The sequence below is a fragment of the Paenibacillus sp. Z6-24 genome, from assembly GCF_054161335.1.
Genome location: NZ_CP096398.1, coordinates 609,782 through 629,754, shown reverse-complemented (window position 1 = coordinate 629,754; position 19,973 = coordinate 609,782). Strand labels below are relative to the sequence as shown.

The 19,973-nt window shown below is 49.5% G+C and carries 21 protein-coding genes and 1 riboswitch; of the genes, 1 reads left to right on the top strand and 20 read right to left on the bottom strand.

The window, feature by feature from the left end:
- Window positions 1–139: 139 nt before the first annotated feature.
- The 20 genes from M1D61_RS02755 to prfA form a co-directional block, all read right to left on the bottom strand.
- On the bottom strand, window positions 140–388 hold the full coding sequence (locus M1D61_RS02755) for a DUF1146 family protein (RefSeq protein WP_458121093.1): 249 nt from the start codon (window positions 386–388) through the stop codon (window positions 140–142).
- Window positions 389–776: 388 nt separating this feature from the next.
- Window positions 777–1,190, bottom strand: coding sequence for a F0F1 ATP synthase subunit epsilon (locus tag M1D61_RS02750; RefSeq protein ID WP_458121092.1), 414 nt, complete (start codon window positions 1,188–1,190; stop codon window positions 777–779).
- Window positions 1,191–1,223: 33 nt separating this feature from the next.
- Window positions 1,224–2,624 carry a F0F1 ATP synthase subunit beta gene (gene atpD, locus M1D61_RS02745; RefSeq protein WP_458121091.1) on the bottom strand — a complete coding sequence of 467 codons (1,401 nt, stop codon included), beginning with the start codon at window positions 2,622–2,624 and terminating at the stop codon, window positions 1,224–1,226.
- Between the two features lie 94 nt (window positions 2,625–2,718).
- Complete coding sequence (atpG, locus tag M1D61_RS02740) at window positions 2,719–3,588, bottom strand: ATP synthase F1 subunit gamma (protein ID WP_046212842.1); 870 nt, start codon at window positions 3,586–3,588, stop codon at window positions 2,719–2,721.
- Between the two features lie 192 nt (window positions 3,589–3,780).
- Window positions 3,781–5,292: a F0F1 ATP synthase subunit alpha gene (gene atpA / locus M1D61_RS02735; protein ID WP_458121090.1), complete on the bottom strand. Its 1,512-nt coding sequence runs from the start codon at window positions 5,290–5,292 to the stop codon at window positions 3,781–3,783.
- Window positions 5,293–5,311: 19 nt separating this feature from the next.
- Window positions 5,312–5,857, bottom strand: a complete 546-nt coding sequence (locus tag M1D61_RS02730) for a F0F1 ATP synthase subunit delta (protein ID WP_458121089.1) — start codon at window positions 5,855–5,857, stop codon at window positions 5,312–5,314.
- Entirely contained in the window at window positions 5,854–6,339 is a 486-nt protein-coding gene (gene atpF / locus M1D61_RS02725; RefSeq protein WP_458121088.1) for a F0F1 ATP synthase subunit B, read from the bottom strand. The genes M1D61_RS02730 and atpF overlap by 4 nt, the downstream gene beginning before the upstream one ends.
- 134 nt (window positions 6,340–6,473) lie before the next feature.
- Complete coding sequence (gene atpE / locus M1D61_RS02720) at window positions 6,474–6,698, bottom strand: F0F1 ATP synthase subunit C (protein ID WP_188774165.1); 225 nt, start codon at window positions 6,696–6,698, stop codon at window positions 6,474–6,476.
- A 145-nt stretch (window positions 6,699–6,843) separates the two neighbouring features.
- Complete coding sequence (gene atpB / locus M1D61_RS02715) at window positions 6,844–7,644, bottom strand: F0F1 ATP synthase subunit A (protein WP_458121087.1); 801 nt, start codon at window positions 7,642–7,644, stop codon at window positions 6,844–6,846.
- Window positions 7,637–8,056, bottom strand: coding sequence for an ATP synthase subunit I (locus tag M1D61_RS02710; protein ID WP_458121086.1), 420 nt, complete (start codon window positions 8,054–8,056; stop codon window positions 7,637–7,639). Before M1D61_RS02710 ends, atpB begins: the two co-directional genes overlap by 8 nt.
- Complete coding sequence (locus M1D61_RS02705; protein ID WP_458121085.1) at window positions 8,049–8,294, bottom strand: AtpZ/AtpI family protein; 246 nt, start codon at window positions 8,292–8,294, stop codon at window positions 8,049–8,051. The genes M1D61_RS02710 and M1D61_RS02705 overlap by 8 nt, the downstream gene beginning before the upstream one ends.
- Before the next feature lie 167 nt (window positions 8,295–8,461).
- A complete protein-coding gene (gene wecB / locus M1D61_RS02700; RefSeq protein WP_458121084.1) occupies window positions 8,462–9,634 on the bottom strand; it encodes a non-hydrolyzing UDP-N-acetylglucosamine 2-epimerase in 1,173 nt (390 codons plus the stop codon).
- A 20-nt stretch (window positions 9,635–9,654) separates the two neighbouring features.
- Window positions 9,655–10,284, bottom strand: coding sequence for a uracil phosphoribosyltransferase (upp, locus tag M1D61_RS02695; protein WP_458121083.1), 630 nt, complete (start codon window positions 10,282–10,284; stop codon window positions 9,655–9,657).
- 516 nt (window positions 10,285–10,800) lie between these two features.
- A complete protein-coding gene (locus tag M1D61_RS02690) occupies window positions 10,801–12,051 on the bottom strand; it encodes a serine hydroxymethyltransferase (protein ID WP_458121082.1) in 1,251 nt (416 codons plus the stop codon).
- A gap of 91 nt (window positions 12,052–12,142) precedes the next feature.
- The gene (locus M1D61_RS02685; RefSeq protein WP_458121081.1) at window positions 12,143–12,730 is read right to left on the bottom strand and encodes a TIGR01440 family protein; all 588 of its coding nucleotides are present in this window, start codon (window positions 12,728–12,730) and stop codon (window positions 12,143–12,145) included.
- A gap of 265 nt (window positions 12,731–12,995) precedes the next feature.
- Window positions 12,996–13,079: riboswitch (ZMP/ZTP riboswitch) on the bottom strand.
- A gap of 67 nt (window positions 13,080–13,146) precedes the next feature.
- The gene (locus M1D61_RS02680; protein ID WP_458121080.1) at window positions 13,147–13,740 is read right to left on the bottom strand and encodes a low molecular weight protein arginine phosphatase; all 594 of its coding nucleotides are present in this window, start codon (window positions 13,738–13,740) and stop codon (window positions 13,147–13,149) included.
- A gap of 108 nt (window positions 13,741–13,848) precedes the next feature.
- Complete coding sequence (locus M1D61_RS02675) at window positions 13,849–14,955, bottom strand: L-threonylcarbamoyladenylate synthase (RefSeq protein WP_458121079.1); 1,107 nt, start codon at window positions 14,953–14,955, stop codon at window positions 13,849–13,851.
- A 236-nt stretch (window positions 14,956–15,191) separates the two neighbouring features.
- Window positions 15,192–16,370 (bottom strand): FtsW/RodA/SpoVE family cell cycle protein, encoded by a 1,179-nt coding sequence (locus tag M1D61_RS02670; RefSeq protein ID WP_458121078.1) that lies wholly within the window; start codon window positions 16,368–16,370, stop codon window positions 15,192–15,194.
- A 34-nt stretch (window positions 16,371–16,404) separates the two neighbouring features.
- On the bottom strand, window positions 16,405–17,274 hold the full coding sequence (gene prmC, locus M1D61_RS02665) for a peptide chain release factor N(5)-glutamine methyltransferase (RefSeq protein ID WP_458122397.1): 870 nt from the start codon (window positions 17,272–17,274) through the stop codon (window positions 16,405–16,407).
- Between the two features lie 31 nt (window positions 17,275–17,305).
- On the bottom strand, window positions 17,306–18,373 hold the full coding sequence (gene prfA / locus M1D61_RS02660; RefSeq protein WP_458121077.1) for a peptide chain release factor 1: 1,068 nt from the start codon (window positions 18,371–18,373) through the stop codon (window positions 17,306–17,308).
- Window positions 18,374–18,832: 459 nt separating this feature from the next.
- On the opposite strand from prfA, the gene M1D61_RS02655 reads away from it, so the two are divergent.
- On the top strand, window positions 18,833–19,819 hold the full coding sequence (locus tag M1D61_RS02655) for an aldo/keto reductase (RefSeq protein ID WP_458122396.1): 987 nt from the start codon (window positions 18,833–18,835) through the stop codon (window positions 19,817–19,819).
- Window positions 19,820–19,973 lie beyond the last annotated feature (154 nt).

The following is a 19,973-nucleotide window of genomic DNA, read 5'->3' as shown; positions in this document are numbered from 1 at the left end:
TTAATATTTGGTATAGTAGTTGATTATCCTGCGGTCGTCTCAACATAGAGAGGTACACTGTTACGCTGTTGATCTCGCATCTTCGGATGCAATAAACCATGAAATAAGTCTAAAACACTTATAACCATCCTCTTTACATTCAAAACATAAATCGCAGAGACTGTGTCCAGCGGATGTAATCGAGCAAAAAGGCAGATACGAAATGCCCAAGCACAATGGCCAGCAGCAGTTGAAGCAACTTACCGGCAGCACTCTTGGGATAACGGATCAGCAGGTCCAGCTTTAAGTTTTGCAGTGCCCAAAATGAAAGACCGATGCAAAGAAGCGAGATGAAGATGGATAGCAAACCGTTTACGCCGACAGCGGCTCCCGCATCTACTGTATTCATTTCAGCTCTTGCCCTCCTTACAAAAATTACTTAGCAATCAGCCTTAATACGGACTATTCTATAATACTTGCCCTTACCCAAAGAATCTAGTCCCAAATTTACAAAAATCACCGTTTTATTGACATAATCGTGTATTTACAGAAAATAACCAGCATTGGCGCTGTTTTTTTCTCATAACATGCATAAATTTACAGCATTGAGCGATCTATTTATATAGGTCGAAATACCTGACGTCCTGTCCAGAAAGCGGCTGTTTGGGCCGGTTAACGCTTTGTATTTCCGGGAAAGGCTCATTGGTCAGACATCGTTAATAGTCATGGTTAGTCGATAGGAATAACGTCAATAACGCAAAAAGCCGGACCGCTTTGGACGGGCCGGCTGCATACGTTTATCTATTTTCACCTGATGATGATACCTTGATCCGGTTCATCGCCCGCTGCAGAGCAAGCTCTGCACGACGGAAATCAGTGTGATCCTGACCTCGGTTGTTCAGACGACGCTCGGCACGCTCTTTGGCAGCACGTGCACGATCCAGATCAATCTCCGTTGCTTTCTCGGCACTGTCTGCCAATACAACGACTTTATCCGAACGGACTTCGAGGAATCCGCCCTGGATAGCGTACGTTGTACGCTGTTTACCGGCCTGGAAAACCAGTGGAGCGACTTTGAGCGGTGTAACCATCGGAACATGACCAGCCAGGATACCCAGCTCTCCGTCAATTCCGGTCGCTTTCAGCCGGTCTACCTGTTCGGAAAACACCAGGCGTTCAGGTGTAACGATCTCCAGTAAAAACGTGCTCACTTTCATCCCTCCTCACGTTTTGCAGGCATCTGCTTACAGTGTTTTCGCTTTTTCCACTGCCTCTTCAATTGTGCCTACAAAGAGGAATGCTGCTTCCGGAAGGTCATCATGCTTACCGTCCAGAATTTCTTTAAAGCTGCGCACTGTTTCTTTTACAGGTACATAACATCCCTTGATACCGGTAAATTGCTCTGCGACGTGGAAAGGCTGGGACAGGAAGCGCTGAATCTTACGTGCGCGTGATACTGTCAGCTTGTCTTCTTCACTCAACTCGTCCATACCCAGAATAGCGATGATGTCCTGCAGTTCCTGATAACGAGCCAGAATACGCTGTACGCCCTGTGCGACGTTGTAATGCTCTTCGCCTACAACTTCAGGAGTCAGGATACGGGAGCTGGAAGCCAGCGGATCTACCGCAGGGAAGATACCCATCTCGGAAATTTTACGCTCCAGATTCGTCGTTGCATCCAAGTGGGCAAACGTCGTCGCTGGCGCTGGATCCGTATAGTCATCCGCAGGTACGTAGATCGCCTGGATGGATGTAACCGATCCTTTTTTGGTGGAAGTGATACGTTCCTGCAATTGACCCATCTCGGTAGCCAGCGTAGGCTGGTAACCTACCGCAGACGGCATACGTCCAAGCAGGGCAGATACTTCGGAACCCGCTTGAGTAAAGCGGAAGATGTTATCGATGAACAGAAGTACGTCTTTACCTTCTACATCACGGAAATATTCGGCCATTGTTAGACCAGTCAGTGCAACACGTAGACGTGCGCCCGGAGGCTCGTTCATCTGGCCGAATACCATGGCTGTTTTGTTGATAACGCCGGACTCTCTCATCTCGTGGTAAAGGTCATTACCTTCACGAGTACGCTCGCCGACACCGGAGAATACGGAGATACCGCCATGCTCCTGGGCGATATTGTTGATCAATTCCTGGATTGTTACCGTTTTACCTACACCGGCACCACCGAACAGACCGATTTTACCACCTTTGGCATAAGGAGCGAGAAGGTCGATAACCTTGATGCCTGTCTCCAGCATTTCTGCCTGTGTGGATAACTCATCAAATTTTGGTGCTTCACGGTGAATCGGATTTCTGACTTCAGCGACAACTTCGCCCGCTTCATCGATTGGGTTACCGAGTACGTTAAATACACGTCCCAGGGTAACATTACCTACAGGTACAGAGATTGGACCGCCCAGATTGATTACATCCAGACCGCGTACCAGACCATCTGTGGAAGACATCGCAATACAGCGGACAAGATTATCGCCCAGGTGATTGGATACTTCAAGCGTCAAATCGATAATCGTACCATTATCCAGTGTAGTCTCGACTTTGAGCGCATGCAGAATTTCCGGAAGTTGACCACGTTCGAACTCCACGTCTACGACCGGACCCGTGATACTTACAACGCGTCCTTTGTTCATTATCGTTTTCCCTCCTACTGACTTGCTGTATAAAACAATTGGTTTATGTGATTGCCCATTTGCCGTTCATAACTGTTGCCTATGTGTAGACCGATCAGTTCTGTGCGCTGGCACCTGCTACGATTTCCGTAATTTCCTGTGTAATGGCAGCCTGACGTGCACGGTTGTACACCAGTTTCAGATCGCCGATCAGCTGGGAAGCATTTTTTGTTGCACTGCCCATTGCTGTCATCCGTGCGCCCTGCTCACTTGCTTTACCCTCAAGAAGGGCATTGTAAATGAGTGTCTGTGCATACCGCGGCAGCAGAACGGCGAGTACATCCTCAGCGGAAGGCTCGTATTCATAGCTGGCTTTGACACTAACCTGTTCGGCAGTCTCCATAGCGTCCATAGGCAGCAGACGTGTCAACGTCGGAACCTGAGTTAACGGGTTCACAAACTGGTTATAACATAAGTGAAGCTCGTCGTAACGCCCTTCTTCATATCCCTGTACAGCAGCCTGTGCGATCGTCTTGATATCCGCATAGGTCGGGAAATCGGACAGTTCGGTTACCGCTTCGGTTGTCGGCATACTGCGACGACGGAAATAGTCGCGTCCTTTACGGCCGATTACGAATAATTCATACTGGTCTGTTGACGTATGACGCTTGCGTATTTCAGCAGAGACGTGACGAAGTACGTTGGCATTGTAACCGCCTGCGAGTCCACGGTCGGAAGTAACGACCAGATAGGCTACTCTTTTGACAGGACGGGTATCGAGCATTGGATGATGAATCCCCTTGGTGCCGGAAGCGATACTTGCTACCACTTCACGCAGCTTGTCGGAATACGGGCGAGCCGATTGGGCTTTCTCCTGGGCTTTGCGCAGCTTGGAGGCAGCAACCATCTCCATCGCTTTGGTAATCTGACGGGTGTTCTGTACACTCTTGATCTGCCTTTTGATCTCACGCATACCTTTAGCCATATGATTTCACCACCTTGACCTTGAATCTACTTCAAAGTATAAGATTTGGAGCAGGCTTACCGGCAAATACTCACCGGACCTGCCAGATCCTGCTGCTGTTCAATCATCAGGCTGAATCGCATGATCATGAACAGCAATGGACCTTATATAAGAAAACTACTGATTTATATATCTTGGTTACCGATCAGCGGCTCAGCTGGTAGCAAAGCCTTTTTTGAATGCATTGATCGCATCAACCAGTGCTTTTTCGTTATCTGCTGTAATATCCTTGGTGTCACGGATAGATTGCAGAACGGCATTATGGTTGCTGGCCATGAATGCGAGGAACTCACCTTCAAAACGACGTACATCATTTACCGGAATATCATCCAGATGACCTTTGACAGCGGTGTACAGGCTGACTACCTGTTGTTCAACGAGCAGCGGCTGGTTGACACCCTGTTTCAGGATTTCCATCATCCGTGCACCACGATTCAGACGGGACAGCGTGGATTTATCCAGATCGGAACCGAACTGGGCAAAAGCCTGAAGCTCACGATATTGTGCCAGATCCAGACGCAGTGTACCTGCTACCTTTTTCATGGCTTTGATCTGTGCGGAACCACCTACACGGGATACAGAGATACCGACGTTAATCGCCGGACGCTGACCTGCATAGAACAGCTCGGATTCCAGGAAGATCTGACCGTCTGTGATCGAGATCACGTTGGTCGGGATATATGCGGATACGTCGGATGCCTGAGTCTCGATAAATGGCAGAGCTGTCAGGGAACCGCCGCCTCTTGCATCGCTCAGTTTGGCTGCACGTTCCAGCAAACGGGAATGCAGATAGAAGACGTCACCCGGGAATGCTTCACGACCCGGTGGACGGCGAAGCAGCAGGGAAAGTTCACGATAAGCAGCAGCCTGTTTGGACAGATCATCATAAATAATCAGGGCATGCTCGCCTTTGTACATGAAGTATTCGCCCATTGCACAACCTGCGTATGGAGCGATATACAGCAGTGGAGAAGGCTCGGAAGCGGATGCTGTAACGACGATCGTGTAGTCCAGTGCACCATGGCGACGCAGTGTCTCAACAACCTGTGCTACAGTAGATTGCTTTTGTCCGATCGCAACGTAAATACATTTTACGTTTTGACCCTTCTGGTTAATAATCGCATCAATGGCAATCGCCGTTTTACCGGTCTGACGGTCACCGATGATCAATTCACGCTGTCCACGACCGATTGGAACCATTGCGTCGATCGCCTTGATTCCTGTCTGCATTGGTTCATGAACCGATTTACGGTCAATAACACCTGGTGCAGCACTCTCGATAGGACGGTATTCTGTAGCGGCGATTGGTCCTTTGCCATCCACTGGTTGACCCAGTGCATTGACAACACGGCCGAGCATCGCTTCGCCTACAGGAACCTGCATGATGCGGCCAGTACGTTTAACCTGATCGCCTTCACGAATATTGGTATATTCACCCAGAATGATCGCACCGACATTGTTGGCTTCCAGGTTCTGGGCCATACCCATTACACCATTGGAGAACTCAAGCAGTTCGCCGGCCATTACGTTTTGCAAACCATATATACGGGCAATACCGTCGCTTACCTGGATAACGGTACCGACTTCAACGACTTCAATATCGCTTCTGTATTGCTCGATTTGACTTTTTATCAATGTACTGATTTCTTCAGGTCTGATACTCAAGTCAGTCCCTCCTGTCTACTTATGCTTGTCTTTGAAAAGACTTTTCCAAACGTTCAAGCTTGCCCGAGATGCTTCCGTCATACAATGTGTCACCGATCACGACTTTGAGTCCACCGATCAGCTTCTCATCGATAAGGTTTACAACTTTCAGGCGCTTGCCTGATATCTGTCCGAAAGTGGCTGCCACTTCGGCCTGTTCCTGTTCACTCAGCGGATAAGGGGTATACACTACAGCATCTGCAACATTCAGCGTACGGCTGACAATGTTGTTATAGCTGCTCAGCAATTCACTGAACACGCCCTGTCTGCCCCGTTCAATCAGCAGCAGTATGGTATTCAGCAGTACATCGGATACTTTGCCGGAAAGGACGTTCTTCAGTACATTTTCTTTATCCGTAAGCGATATATTCGGTGTAGCGATAAAGTTGCGCATCTCGCTATCCATTTCAAAAGCCTCAACGACCGATTTCAGTTCCTGTCCTGTCTCTTCTACACGTCCCTGATCGGACGCTGCGTCAAAAAGTGCTCTGGCATAGCGGGAAGATACTACCGAATCCCGGCTCATTGTCTGATCCCTACGTCTTTCAGGTAGTTATCCACCAGTTGTTCCTGCGCATTGGCATCGACTTCTTTTTGCAGCACTTTAGAAGCAATTTGTACAGAGACAGCACCGATTTCACTGCGAAGTGCAGCCACGGCTTTGTTTTTCTCATTCTCGATATCGCGTGCAGCCTCATCTTTGAGACGCATGGATTCTTCTTTGGCTTGATTCAGCAGCTGTTCCGTCTGGCTGTTGCTCGTCTGGCGAGCCTGCTCGATAATATCCTGAGCATCTTTACGAGCCTGCTGCAAAGCCTCTTTTTGTTCTTCTACATATTGAGTCGCCTGCTGGCGTGTCTGAGCTGCTTCATCCATTTGCTGTTTAATCAGCTCACGACGTTTTTCCATAACGGAAAATAGTGGACCAAACGCATAACGGTTCAAAAGCCAATACAGGATTAAAAACGCGATAAGCACAACGACAAGATTCGTCCATTCGAAATGCAAATCAAGTCACTCCTTCCTTAGAACTTCTGTTTGAAATATATCTGTTTTATGCCCATTCACGTCCCTACACTAGTACGCTAAAAAGAAGGCGCGGATGGCTGTGGCCTTCCCCGCCAATTGATTTGTTTTTTTGTTTACGCAGCTGCGTAGAAAATAAATGCAAGTACAACACCGATGATTGGCAGTGCTTCTACCAGACCTACACCGATAAACATAACCGTTTGAAGCGTAGATTTCGCTTCTGGTTGGCGAGCGATACCTTCTACTGTTTTACTTACAATCAGACCGTTACCAATACCTGCGCCTAATGCGCCCAAACCTACAGCGATAGCTGCTGCTAGAAATGCTAATGCTCCCATTGAAAAAATCCTCCTTAGAGATGTATAAGTTAGTTTATATGTTGAGTCCGGCACGAAGGTCCCCCTACTTCCGAACTTTGAAACCATGTACAAAACGAGAATAGTCAATACTATTCAAAATACGGCAGACGGAATCGATAATGAATTAGTGATCCTCTTCTGTCTCCAGCGATTGTGATATGTATACCATGGCCAGAATAGTGAAAACAAAAGCCTGGATGGTACCAACGAATATACTGAATCCCTGCCAGACAACCAAACCAAGGACAGAAACGATTGCTCCTGCTCCGAACCAAAGACCAGTCATTTTTACCAAAACCGAAATCAGAACTTCTCCGGCAAAAATGTTACCAAACAGACGCATTCCGTGTGTCAGCAATTTGGAGAATTGCTCAATCAGGTTGATTGGGAAAAAGAAGAAGAAGGGTTTAAAATAATGTCCAAAGTAATGTTTAGGATTTTTCACCATACCCAGATAATGGACAATCACAAATACGATTAATGCTAGTCCCATTGCTGATGCAGCATCAGCTGTTGGTGACTTCCACCACGCCACTTCAACCGATTCTCGGCCAGCTGCCAGACCTTCAACCACAGAGGTGATCGGCATACCAAAGAAAGTTGCCGATGCTGGATCTGTGTAATTCACTGCAAACAGCAAAGGCAGTCCAAGCATATTGCTAACAAAGATAAACATAATCAATGTCAGGCCGAGTGACAGAAATGGTTTTCCCTTTTTGTAGTCCATTGTACTTGAGATCAACCCCTGTACAAATTCGACAACCCACTCCATGAAATTCTGCAGTTTACCAGGATTTTCGACGGACAGATTGCGTATAGACAACTTAGCTAATAGGAAAACAATAACAGAACTAACAATAACGGTAATAATTAGTGCAAGATCAAAATGTAAACCTCCAACTTCAATAATCGGTGCTTCATGCATTTTTCTCACCCCTTTCGTTAGCAGAGTTCAATTTGCTTTCGTGGCGGGAAAGAAAAAAGCCGATTATGATCAAGGCAAAGGGTGCAAATACAAGACTTCCTGCCAGAGAATGAATCTCAAACAGATGTGGGAACTCAATCGCCAGTATGACCCCGCCAATCGATATAGCCGCCCGCTGCGCAAAACCTAAACCTTTAAATCTTTTTCCAGTACCGCTTGCTGCCTCGTCAGTCATTTTTTGTACTTTTCGAGCCAGATACTTTGTATTTACAAAGCTAACCATCGAACCTACTATAATCCCAAAAAAAATAGAACGATATTCCGGAAGCAATGCAACTGCTAAAAAGCAGAAAGCCAGAAAGACAAAGGTGGTCCGGGTCAACCAACAAATGTAACTTGGTATTTCATTCATTCGTGTCCCCCACTATTTTTTTGATAATAACAATGATGCCGAAAATACCTGCAATCAGGCCAATCAGCACACCGATACCAATCCATAATCCAGAACCGTTCCACAAACGGTCTAGCCAAGACCCGAACCAGAATCCTACGAGTGTACATACAGCCAGATCAAGTCCTATAGCACTCACCAAACTTATTGCTTTCCATGGTGATGAATTCGGCGGTTTATGCTTTGGTTGTTCTGTCATTTTATATTCCACCCTCAGAATCCCAGTTCATTGTACTGAATCGGTCAAGTCTTTGTCAAACCCTTTTGCTTTAATACGTTAACGCAATGCCCTGAAGGAATATCCTTGTTATAGCAAGGTTAATGGCACTAACCCTACAGTACCACTGTATACTGCAATCTGCTTTTTCACAAGACTGCTGTAGACCCTTTTTTGAACGTTGTGTGAAATTCTTCAGGACGCTCTTTCAAGACGCCATAATGATGCAAAATGGCATTGACAATTCGCTTGGATGCCTGACCATCTCCATACGGATTAGCCGCTTTGCTCATGGAATCATACAGTTCTTGATCGGTCAGCAGTGCCTGTGCACGCTCGTAAATTTTCTCTTCATCGGTCCCTACCAATTCCAGTGTGCCAGCTTCGATGCCTTCCGGACGCTCTGTCGTATCACGTAGTACCAGTACCGGTACGCCGAATGAAGGGGCTTCTTCCTGCAAACCGCCGGAATCTGTCAGAATCAGGTGGGTGTGCGGGTAGAAATTATGCAGATCCACGACATCCAGCGGGTCGATCAGCTGAATGCGCGGATGGTTGCCCAGGATCTCATGCGCAGGTTCCTTGACGGCCGGACTTGGATGAACCGGATATACGATGGCGATATCTTCGAACTCATCGGCAATACGTTTGACGGCACGGAAAATATTACGATGCGGTTCACCCTGTGACTCACGACGGTGTGCGGTCATCAATATCAGGCGCTTGCCTGCTGCCCATTCCAGTACTGGATGGTTATAATCAGGCTGCACAGTATATTGAAACACATCCGTAACGGTGTTGCCTGTGATATACACGCTTGACGCAAGCTTATTTTCTTTGTACAGATTACCGGCAGACCATTCCGTCGGGGAAAAATGAAGATCAGCCAGTACGCCGGTCAGCTGACGGTTCATCTCCTCCGGATATGGAGACATCTTGTTCCATGTGCGAAGACCGGCTTCTACGTGTCCTACACTGATCTGTTGCATGAATGCGGCATAACTCGCGAGGAACGTGGTCAGTGTGTCGCCGTGAACCAGTACGATATCCGGCTTGGCTTCACGCAGTACAGGCTCCAATCCTCCCAAAACGCGAATGGAAATCTCATTCAGCGTCTGGCGGTCTTTCATAACGTCCAGATCATAGTCCGGAGTAATATTGAATACTTCCAGAACCTGATCCAGCATTTGACGGTGCTGGGCGGTAACGCAGACAACGGATTCGATATGTTCAGGATGCTGCTGAAGCTCCAGGATGAGCGGAGCCATTTTGATCGCTTCCGGACGCACGCCAAAAATAGTCATTACTTTGATCTTTTTCATAATAGTGGTCATACCTCGCTTTACTTAGTTCCGTACAGACGGTCGCCGGCATCACCGAGACCAGGGACAATATAGCCGTGATCATTCAGATGATCATCCAGGGCTGCTACATAAATATCAACGTCAGGATGCACATCATGCACAGCTTTGACACCTTCAGGAGCAGCAATCAGATTCATCATTTTGATCTGGGTGCAGCCGCGTTTTTTGAGTACGTCGATCGCTGCGATCGCAGAGCCGCCTGTAGCCAGCATTGGATCGATCACGATCAGTTCGCGCTCCTGTACATCTGTCGGAAGCTTCACATAATATTCCACCGGCTGCATGGTATCGGGATCACGGAACAATCCGACATGGCCCACCTTGGCTGCAGGAAGCAGCTTCAGGACGCCGTCGAGCATACCCAGACCCGCGCGCAGAATCGGAATTAATCCGAGCATACGTCCGGAGATCACTTTGCCTTCCGTCTGAACGACAGGCGTCTCCACAGGGATCGATTCCAGCGGAATATCACGTGTAATCTCGTAAGCCATTAAGGTTGCCACTTCATCAACGAGTTCTCGGAATTCTTTGGTATTGGTGTTAACGTCACGAATGAACGTGAGTTTGTGTTGAATTAAAGGGTGATCGCATATCACCAGTTTTGCCATGGTTTGTCCCTCCGGTATGTTCAATAATAACAAATAGGTAAGTCCTGCGTATCCGTATGTAGTCACATGACCTGTCATAAGGGTAAGGACTGGGGAAAATGCTTTTCCCCGTAAATCTTGTCTATTATATCATTACCTCAGGGCAATTTCATCCGCAACTCTACTGATTTCACGCAATTCTCGAATCCTGTAGTATAACGCTTACATTTTCCAAATATAAGCGTATTCATCCTGTTTTCACCCAGTCCTTATTATTATAAGGGTAAATGGCTTGAATGGGGTAAATTATTTTAATTTTTTCAAAAAAATTTACTGGAAAAGTATACAAAAACCGGCAGAAGGAGATTCTTCTGCCGGTTTGCAAGTTCAGGCTGAATATAAGGACTGTATAAATGTCATATCCAGTCAGGTTTTCATAAGGATATAATGACATATAAGCTGATTGGACTACTGCTCAGCAGCTCGATGCAATGGTGAAATTTCAGGCTGAGTGCGGTTCATTTTACAAATGGTTGCTTAGTATTTGACCTGCTCATACAGCGGGAAACGATCTGTCAGTTCAGCAACAAGCTTACTTGCCTGTGCCAGTACAGCTTCATCTTTTGGAGACTTGAGGGTCATGGCGATAATTTTGCCGATCTGCTCCATTGCTGCTTCGTCCATGCCGCGGGATGTGGCGGCAGGTGTACCGAGACGGATACCGCTCGTTATGAACGGGCTGGTCGGATCGAACGGAATGGCGTTTTTGTTGGTCGTGATGCCGACGGAATCCAGTACATGCTCGGCTTCTTTACCGGTGATGTTAATATTGCGGGTATCGACCAGCATCAGATGGTTATCGGTACCGCCGGATACAATGGTCAATCCTTCGTCCACCAGTGTCTGTGCGAGCACTTTGGCATTTTTGACTACATTTTGGGCATAGGTTTTGAAAGAAGGCTGCAACGCTTCCCCAAAAGCTACCGCTTTGGATGCAATTACGTGCATCAGCGGACCGCCCTGGGAGCCCGGGAATACGGCTTTGTCGATAGCAGCTGCCCATGGCTGGCGGCACATGATCATTCCGCCACGCGGCCCGCGCAGTGTCTTGTGGGTCGTCGTCGTCACGAAATGGGCATGCGGCACAGGGCTCGGATGCTCGCCTGCAGCGACCAGACCGGCGATATGAGCCATATCCACCATGAACAGCGCACCTACATCGTTGGCAATGGAAGCCAGTGCTTCAAAGTCGATCGTACGCGGGTAAGCACTCGCACCGGCCACGATCAGACGGGGACGATGTTTGAATGCTGCTTTGCGGACTTCATCGTAATCGATCAGGAAGTTGTCTTCACGTACGCCATAAGCGACAAAGTTGTACAGCAGGCCGGAAGCATTAACCGGGCTGCCGTGTGTCAGATGTCCGCCGTGAGCCAGATTCATGCCGAGTACAGTATCGCCAGGTTTGAGTGCTGCCAGGTATACCGCCATATTGGCCTGTGCGCCGGAGTGCGGCTGCACGTTGACATGCTCCGCGCCAAACAGTTCCTTCGCACGGTCACGGGCGATATTCTCGACAATATCCACATGCTCACAGCCGCCATAGTAGCGTTTGCCCGGATAACCTTCGGCATATTTGTTGGTCAGTACGGAACCCATGGCTTCCATAACGGCTTCACTTACGATGTTCTCGGAGGCGATCAGTTCGATATTGGTGCGCTGACGCTTCAGTTCCAATCCCATTGCTTCCAGTACTGCCGGATCACTGTTTCTCAATTGCTCCATCATTCGTCGTTTCCCCCTGTAGGTCATTATTTATTCAAGTTAAAATCGCAGACTGGCTGCGTGTAAACACAATTGTCATCGGTCTTTCCCGGAATCAGTCGCATGTTCCGCCATCCGCATGTGGAAGCGGAGCATATACGGCACGTTCGCCGCCGATCAGCTTGGGACGGGTACGTGCTGCATTAACGCGGGCTTCGCCTATGTAGCGGATAGCCGGCCGGTAAGGGACAGCTACGCGTCGCAGATGCATACCGATCAGCGTCTCACCGATATCGATTCCGGCATGGGCTTCCACCGCCTCGGCCAGGCACGGGTTTTCCATCGTCTGGTACACATATGCGGCCATGGAGCCTCCGGCACGTGGAATGGGTACTGCCGCCACCTCGGTCCAGTTATACCGCTCCAGGGTGGAACGTTCAATGACCAGCGCACGGTTCAGGTGCTCACAGCATTGAAAGGCCAGCTGAAATCCCAGCTCCGCCTGTACTTCCCGGATTCCTTCTACCAGGGCTTCTGCAATATCGAGCGTTCCGGATGTACCAATATGCTGTCCCGCAATCTCGCTGGTACTGGCACCGATTACCAGCAGCTTGTGGGGTCCCAGATTCGCAGCTTCCGCCACTTCACGGGTAACCGCCGCAGCATCCCGTCGAATCGATGCAATCTTTTCCTGATCAGCCATTATTGTTCTCCTGCCTCCTTTGTGCTTTTATCACAATGTTCAACAGCACCGACATGATTCAGTTCCGCTTTTCATCATTATTATAGCGCAGGCAGGAGAGGTACGGCGACATTGATCCAAAAACATATACCGTTCCGGCATTTCCTGCTGCTTGTGGGCCGCAATGTATACTGCCGGACAGAAGACGATCACAAACAACAAAACATCCCCGACTCCCAAAGACCAAAAAAAGAGCAGGACACACATGCGTATGCGATGTGTATCTGCTCTTTGCCCAGGCGACCGGCCGTATATCCCAGTGCTCCATCGTGGTCAGGTTCCACTCTTGTCGCCAGTTACACCGGGTCTGTCTTGTGCTTACATCATAAGATATGTTTTTTATAAAATCAACACGTTCCTGCGATAAAATTAATTTTTCAGGAGGATCTGGGACGGTAGGCTTCCAGCTTGTCCAACAGCTTGTCCAGTGCAGCGCGAATATCGGCTGCAGCTACTTCATAGTCATCCCGGCTGCCGCCATACGGATCGACAATATCAAAGCCCGGGATACGCTGCTGAATCTCGATCAGCCGCTCATACTCGTCGGAGTCAATCTTTTCCCCGAGGGCACGGCGTATTTCCAGTGAGGCATGCAGGCTGTCCAGTTCTTCCAGATCAGACAGTACATAGGTGTCATTCTCCACATATTCCTTGAGTGTATACACTTTGCCCGGTGCTGTCGGAAAACGACTCAGCACATGCTGCTTGTGGCTGCCGGTCAGTGTCAGTACGAGATCCGCCCATTCCAGCATCTCTCTCGTAAGCGAGGAGGAGGTCAGACGGTCATGGATCTGATGATCTTTCAATACAGCTTCGGCATGATGGGAAACGGACATTCCATCGACCGCAGCCACCCCCGCTGAACGAACTTCTACCGATATTCCGCGTTCCTGCGCCAACTTCCGCATAAAAGCCTCCGCCATGGGACTGCGGCAGGTATTGCCGGTACATACAAATAAAATACGATGCATACCATGCACCTCCGTTCAATGGATTGGGATCATGCTACTGCTTAACCTCTATTATACCAAAAGACGTCTTATCGTTCACTTGTACAGGCAGATTATCCAGGAACACGATCATACGTGTATCATCCGGCCTCCGGCTGCTTTGGACAGGCGGTTCATCACGGCCGCGCCGACGCCTTGTTCGGAACAGCCTGTAGCCATGATAAAGGTAATTCCATGTGCGTCCAGCGTACGCAGACAGGCATACAGACGGCTTGCCGCCACCTCTGGCGTGTATCGGCTGCCAAGCGACAGCTGCAGCGCTGTTCCATAATCATCCTGATCCTCCTCAAACCGCAGCACCCCGGTGTGCTCTCCGTGCTCTTCTGCCTGATGCAGCTGCTCATGAATATGATGGCGTACCGCATCATGGTCCTCACCCAGCACAATGGTCATACTGCCGCGCGGAGCGTAATGGGCATACTTCATCCCCGGTGCACGTGGTGCCGTATCGGCTGACAGGCCAGATAGCCCCGGGTCCGTCATAACCGATGAAGCGACTGTGAGCAGCTGATCTTCCGTAATGCCGCCTGGACGGAGGATCAGTACCGCTCCATCCTCCTGCACCTGAATAACGGTCGACTCAACCCCGACACCCGCACTGCCGCCATCCACGATTCCCTGTATGCGGGAAGACAGATCTTCGGCCACATGCTCCGCTGTGGTTGGACTGGGCCGGCCGGAGCGGTTGGCGCTTGGCGCAGCCAGTGGACATCCTGCCGCCGTAATTAGACGCAGTGCGACCGGATGATCCGGCATCCGCACACCTACCGTATCCAGGCCGGCTGTGACATACGGAGATACCGCTCCCGGCTGCACCGGCATGACCAGAGTAAGCGGACCCGGCCAGAACTGCTCCATCAACTCCCGCTCCACCGGCTTCACATTCGTGACCAGACGATCCAGCTGCTCCAGCTGTGAAATATGCACGATAAGCGGATTGTCGGATGGTCTTCCTTTGGCAGCAAATACAGCCTCAACGGCTGCGGAATTGCCTGCATCTGCACCCAGCCCGTACACCGTCTCTGTCGGAAAAGCGACAATTCCGCCCTTTCTCAGAATCTCCCCGGCTTCTGCAATATGTTGTTCTGCTGTATTCACCTGCCGCGCATCCCAGATTCTCACCGGTTGATCCGCAGACAATGGAGAATAACCATTCTCCGTCCAATCGTTCATCATGTACTGCCTCCCTGTCTTGTATGCATTACCCTGCCTGTCATTCTCTATACATTATTTATACATCCATATCCCCGGTCATATAGAAAAGGAGCCCCGATGGCAAGCTCCCGGTTCTCCTTTTGTGTCCTGACGCCGTCTGCTGTTGGTTTTTGCAGTAGAATAAAATTTATCCTTCTGCGAGATCCTCAGATAGGATCACATCAGGACTGTACGGTGAGTACGCTATGTACTCCAATCTAGTTCAGTGTGTAACGACTCGACGCTTCCATGGGAAGATCTTCCGTATCCAGCTGATTATGAATCCGGATACTCATGACCAGACCCATACAGGCCATATTCATAACAAGCGAGGTACCGCCAAAACTGATAAACGGCAGCGTAATCCCGGTCAACGGCATCAGACCGATAAACATGCCGATATTTTCAAATATCTGATACAGCAGCATCGCCACAATACCAATAATCAGATACGGGCCGGCTCGCTCCCGGCATTCCAGGGATACCAGTACCAGCCGATGAATAAGCGTAAAATACAGCAGGAGCAGTACCGCTGCCCCGATAAATCCGAACTCCTCTGCCACCACGACAAAGATCGAATCCGAATACGTTAACGGCACGCGTTCCGCCTGTACAGAACTGCCTTTCATGAAACCTTCTCCGCCCAGACCACCTGAAGCGATGGCCAGCTTGGCATTACGTGTATGATAGATTGCCTTTGGTGTTGCTTCGTCCGGCATCAGCCACGGATCAATACGTTCCATCCAGTGATCCCGCTTGATATCTGACAGATACGTCTCAATCTGATCATGGTACGTTACATAACTGCGAATACCCACAATGACCATTACCGCTACCAGCGTAGTGAAAATAATCGCCTGCGTGTATTTGATATTGCCGATCCATAGCAGTGCTACCATGATGATCAGATAGCTCAGCGCATTTCCAAGGTCATTTTGCGCCATAACGATAGCAAATGGAACAAATGCTACGGCAATCAAAGGTGTAATGTCCTGCCAGAACAAAAGCTTGAGCTTTTTTTTGGAAGCCAACAATGTAGACAGGGCAATAATAAGCACCAGCTTGAACAACTCAGCAGGCTGTAGACTCAAACCGCCTATGCTCAGCCAGCCCTGGGCGTTGTTAAGCGTCTGACCGATGATCATAACGAGCAGCAGCAGAGCAATTCCGCCAATATAAATATATTTGGCGTACCGGATCCAGAGCCGGTAATCGACCAATGCAGCTATAAAAAAGACGATAAAACCGGCCAGATAGTACAGGGCCATTTTGCTGGTGGAGCCGCCAAAACGGGAACTGCTGTGGGTCGCGCTGTAAATAACCACCAGACTTATCGCCATCATGATCAGTAAAATTGTAAATAATGTCCAATCGATCCGTTTCAGCTTTGTGATCATGCCTGTCTCCTTTTCGCATTCAACCTGTACTGCTTCAGGTTAGGATTCCAATTACATGACGTTCAATACCGGCCAGGTCCTTGATAATATGAATCTGTTCATAGCCCGCTTCACGAACCATCCGGGCAACATCCGGGGCCTGCCCCTGGCCCAGTTCAAAAGCGACCATCTCCGGGCGGTTCGCCAGCAGACTCAGCTGGGACATCATAATCCGGTAAGGTCCAAGACCGTCCGGGCCGCCGGCCAATGCGGTCAGCGGCTCATGCTCTCTCACTTCCGGCTGCAATCCGGCGATGTCTTCATCGGGAATATACGGCGGATTGGATACCACAATATTCACACGCTTCCCGGCAAATGGCTCCAGCAGATTGCCCTGCTGCCAGCCAATCTCCGTGCCCTGCTGTCTGCTGTTATGCTGTGCGACCTGCAGGGCGTCCGCTGAAATATCACTTGCCCATACTTCCCAGTCCGGACAAAGACGAGCAATCGTGAGCGCAATGGCTCCACTGCCTGTACCGATATCGACGCAGATTGGACGTTTTTCATTTTCACTTGAAGGAAGCGTATGACCCAGATTCACCACCGCTTCGACGAGCAGCTCTGTTTCTGGACGTGGAATAAGTACCGAACGATTCACGTGGAACAATTCTCCGTAAAATTCCTGTTCCCCGATAATATACTGTGCCGGTTCACCCTGAGCTTTGCGATTCACTGCGCTCTCCCAGGCTTCACGCTTGTCCGCTGGAAACGGATCGGGCAGCGCCATATAATAAGCAGCTCCCGACAAATCCAGCACCCATTCCAGCAGCAGCCTGGTATTGGATTCCGGCTCCATCACCTGCTGCTCCCTTAAAAAAGAAGAAGCCTCAACATAGGCTTCCCTTATACTTCGCTGCGGCTGCATGACGAACAGCTGTTGATCCTGTGCCAACCGATCAGGCCTCTTTCGCCATCAGATCAGCCTGCTCGGCCAAGGTCAGCGCCGATACAATCTCTTCGATCTCGCCATTCATAACCTGATCCAGCTTGTGCAGTGTCAGTCCGATCCGGTGGTCGGTCACACGACTCTGCGGAAAATTATACGTACGGATACGCTCACTGCGATCTCCGGTACCTACTTTGCTTTTACGCTCGCCGGCGTATTTGGCTTCTTCTTCCTGGCGCATCATATCGGAGATACGGGCGCGCAGTACCTGAAGTGCTTTTTCCTTGTTGGAGTTCTGGGATTTGCCGTCCTGACAGGTGGCCATGATTCCGGTTGGCATATGGGTAACCCGTACTGCCGATTTGGTCGTGTTGACGGACTGGCCGCCGGCACCGCTGGAACAGAATGTATCCACACGGATATCGCGATCATGAATCTCAATGTCCAGTTCTTCCGCTTCCGGCATAACCGCTACTGTCGAAGTGGAAGTATGAATACGTCCGCCGGATTCTGTCGAAGGAATACGCTGTACACGGTGTGCACCGCTCTCGAATTTGAGTTTGCTGTAAGCGCCGCGTCCATTGATCAGGAAAGTCACTTCCTTAAATCCGCCCAGATCGCTGACATTGGTATCCAGCACTTCGACACGCCAGCCCTGTGTATCTGCGAAACGGGTATACATGCGGTACAGATCAGCTGCGAACAATGCTGCCTCGTCGCCGCCTGCCGCGCCGCGAATCTCCACGATGACATTTTTATCGTCATTTGGATCTTTTGGCATCAACAGAATATGAATCTGCTCTTCCAGTTCTTCCTTGCGGGCAGACAGTTCATCGATCTCCATCTTGACCATCTCGCGCATCTCGTCGTCGAGCTTCTCACCCTGGAGCTGCTTGGCTGCATCCAGCTCTTCGGTTACCCGGCGATATTCGGTATACGCTTCAAATGTCGGCTGCAAATCCGACTGTTCCTTGGAATAATCACGCAGACGCTTGGAATCACTCGCCACATCCGGATCACATAACAACTCGCTCAATTTCTCATAGCGGTCCGCTAATGCCTGTAAACGATCTAACACGGAAAACCACCTCTTCATATATTCAATAGTTATTTATAAAATTCAGGAAAAATACGATACCGCACATCCACTTGGAACTGTGAAATATGCCTGTTCCAACAACTTCCGCAAACAAAAATATAACGATAAAAGGAATACCCTGCCTCCAACCGCATCACAGATGTACGGGATACAGCTGCAATTATGCGTCAAATACAGGGTTACGACTCTTGATTATAGCATAATCAGAACCGCTTTCCTATCCTAAATATGCAGTTTTCGCCATTTTTTTGCGTATGGCTGACGAAGCATTTTAGCCGGATTTGGCTATTGTTCTGCTGGTTATTTATAATAAGCATATCGGAATGATCGACTTCGATGTCTGTTATGTGCAGCCATCCGATCATGTCCGGTACAGCGTATCTATTTCTCTATCGCCCGTCAGCCATTACATGAACCTCAAGGAGGAAAATCATGACCATTACTCAACGAACCATTGGAAAGCAGGGACTTATCGTATCGCCGCTTGGTCTGGGATGTATGGGAATGTCCGAGTTCTATTCGGGAAGGGATGAGCAGGAATCGCTGCGCACCCTGGAGCTGGCTTTTGAGAAAGGCATCACTTTTTATGATACTGCAGACATGTACGGAAATGGACACAACGAGGAATTTATTGGCCCCTTTATCCGTAAGCATCGCCGTGATGTCGTCATCGCCACCAAGTTCGGTAACGTGCGCGGTGATGACGGATCGTATCAGGGCATCAGCGGGCGTCCCGAATATGTGCGCGAAGCGTGTGAGAAAAGCTTGAAGCGTCTCGGCATCGATACGATCGACCTGTATTATCAGCACCGCGTCGATCCCGATGTACCGATTGAAGAAACGATCGGGGCGATGGCCGAACTGGTACGTGAAGGCAAAGTGCGCTATCTGGGAATGTCCGAGGCTTCTGCTACGACGATTCGCCGGGCGCATGATGTGTTCCCGATCTCGGCGCTGCAGACCGAATACTCTCTCTGGAGCCGGGATGTGGAAGACGAGATTCTGCCGGTGTGCCGTGAGCTGGGAATTGGCTTTGTGCCGTACAGTCCACTCGGACGCGGCTTTTTGACCGGTCAAATCAAGTCATTCGATGATCTGGCGGAAGATGATTACCGCCGCTACTCGCCGCGCTTTCAGGGCGATAATTTCCAGAAAAATCTCGATCTGGTCGACCGGATCGGCGAGATTGCCCAGGAAAAGAACTGTACTCCTTCCCAGCTGGCGCTCGCCTGGCTGCTGGCACAGGGTGAAGATATCGCTCCGATCCCCGGCACGAAAAAGACCAAGTATCTGCTGGAAAATGTGGGGGCACTGGATGTTTCCTTTACCGACGAAGAGCTTCAGCGGATTGATGCCGTCGCTCCCAAGGGTGCAGCGGTCGGCGAACGCTATCCCGAAGCAGGTATGGTTAACGTGAACCGCTAACCACGAGAAAAGACGGGTTATTCTCGTCGTAACCTTTTACGGCAAAACAAAAGCCTTATTCCGCCAGCCCGCTCGTATACCTAGCGTATACGGAGAGCTGTATGGAATAAGGCTTTTATACTTTTATAGTAGGAAAGATCCGGTAGATCCTTTT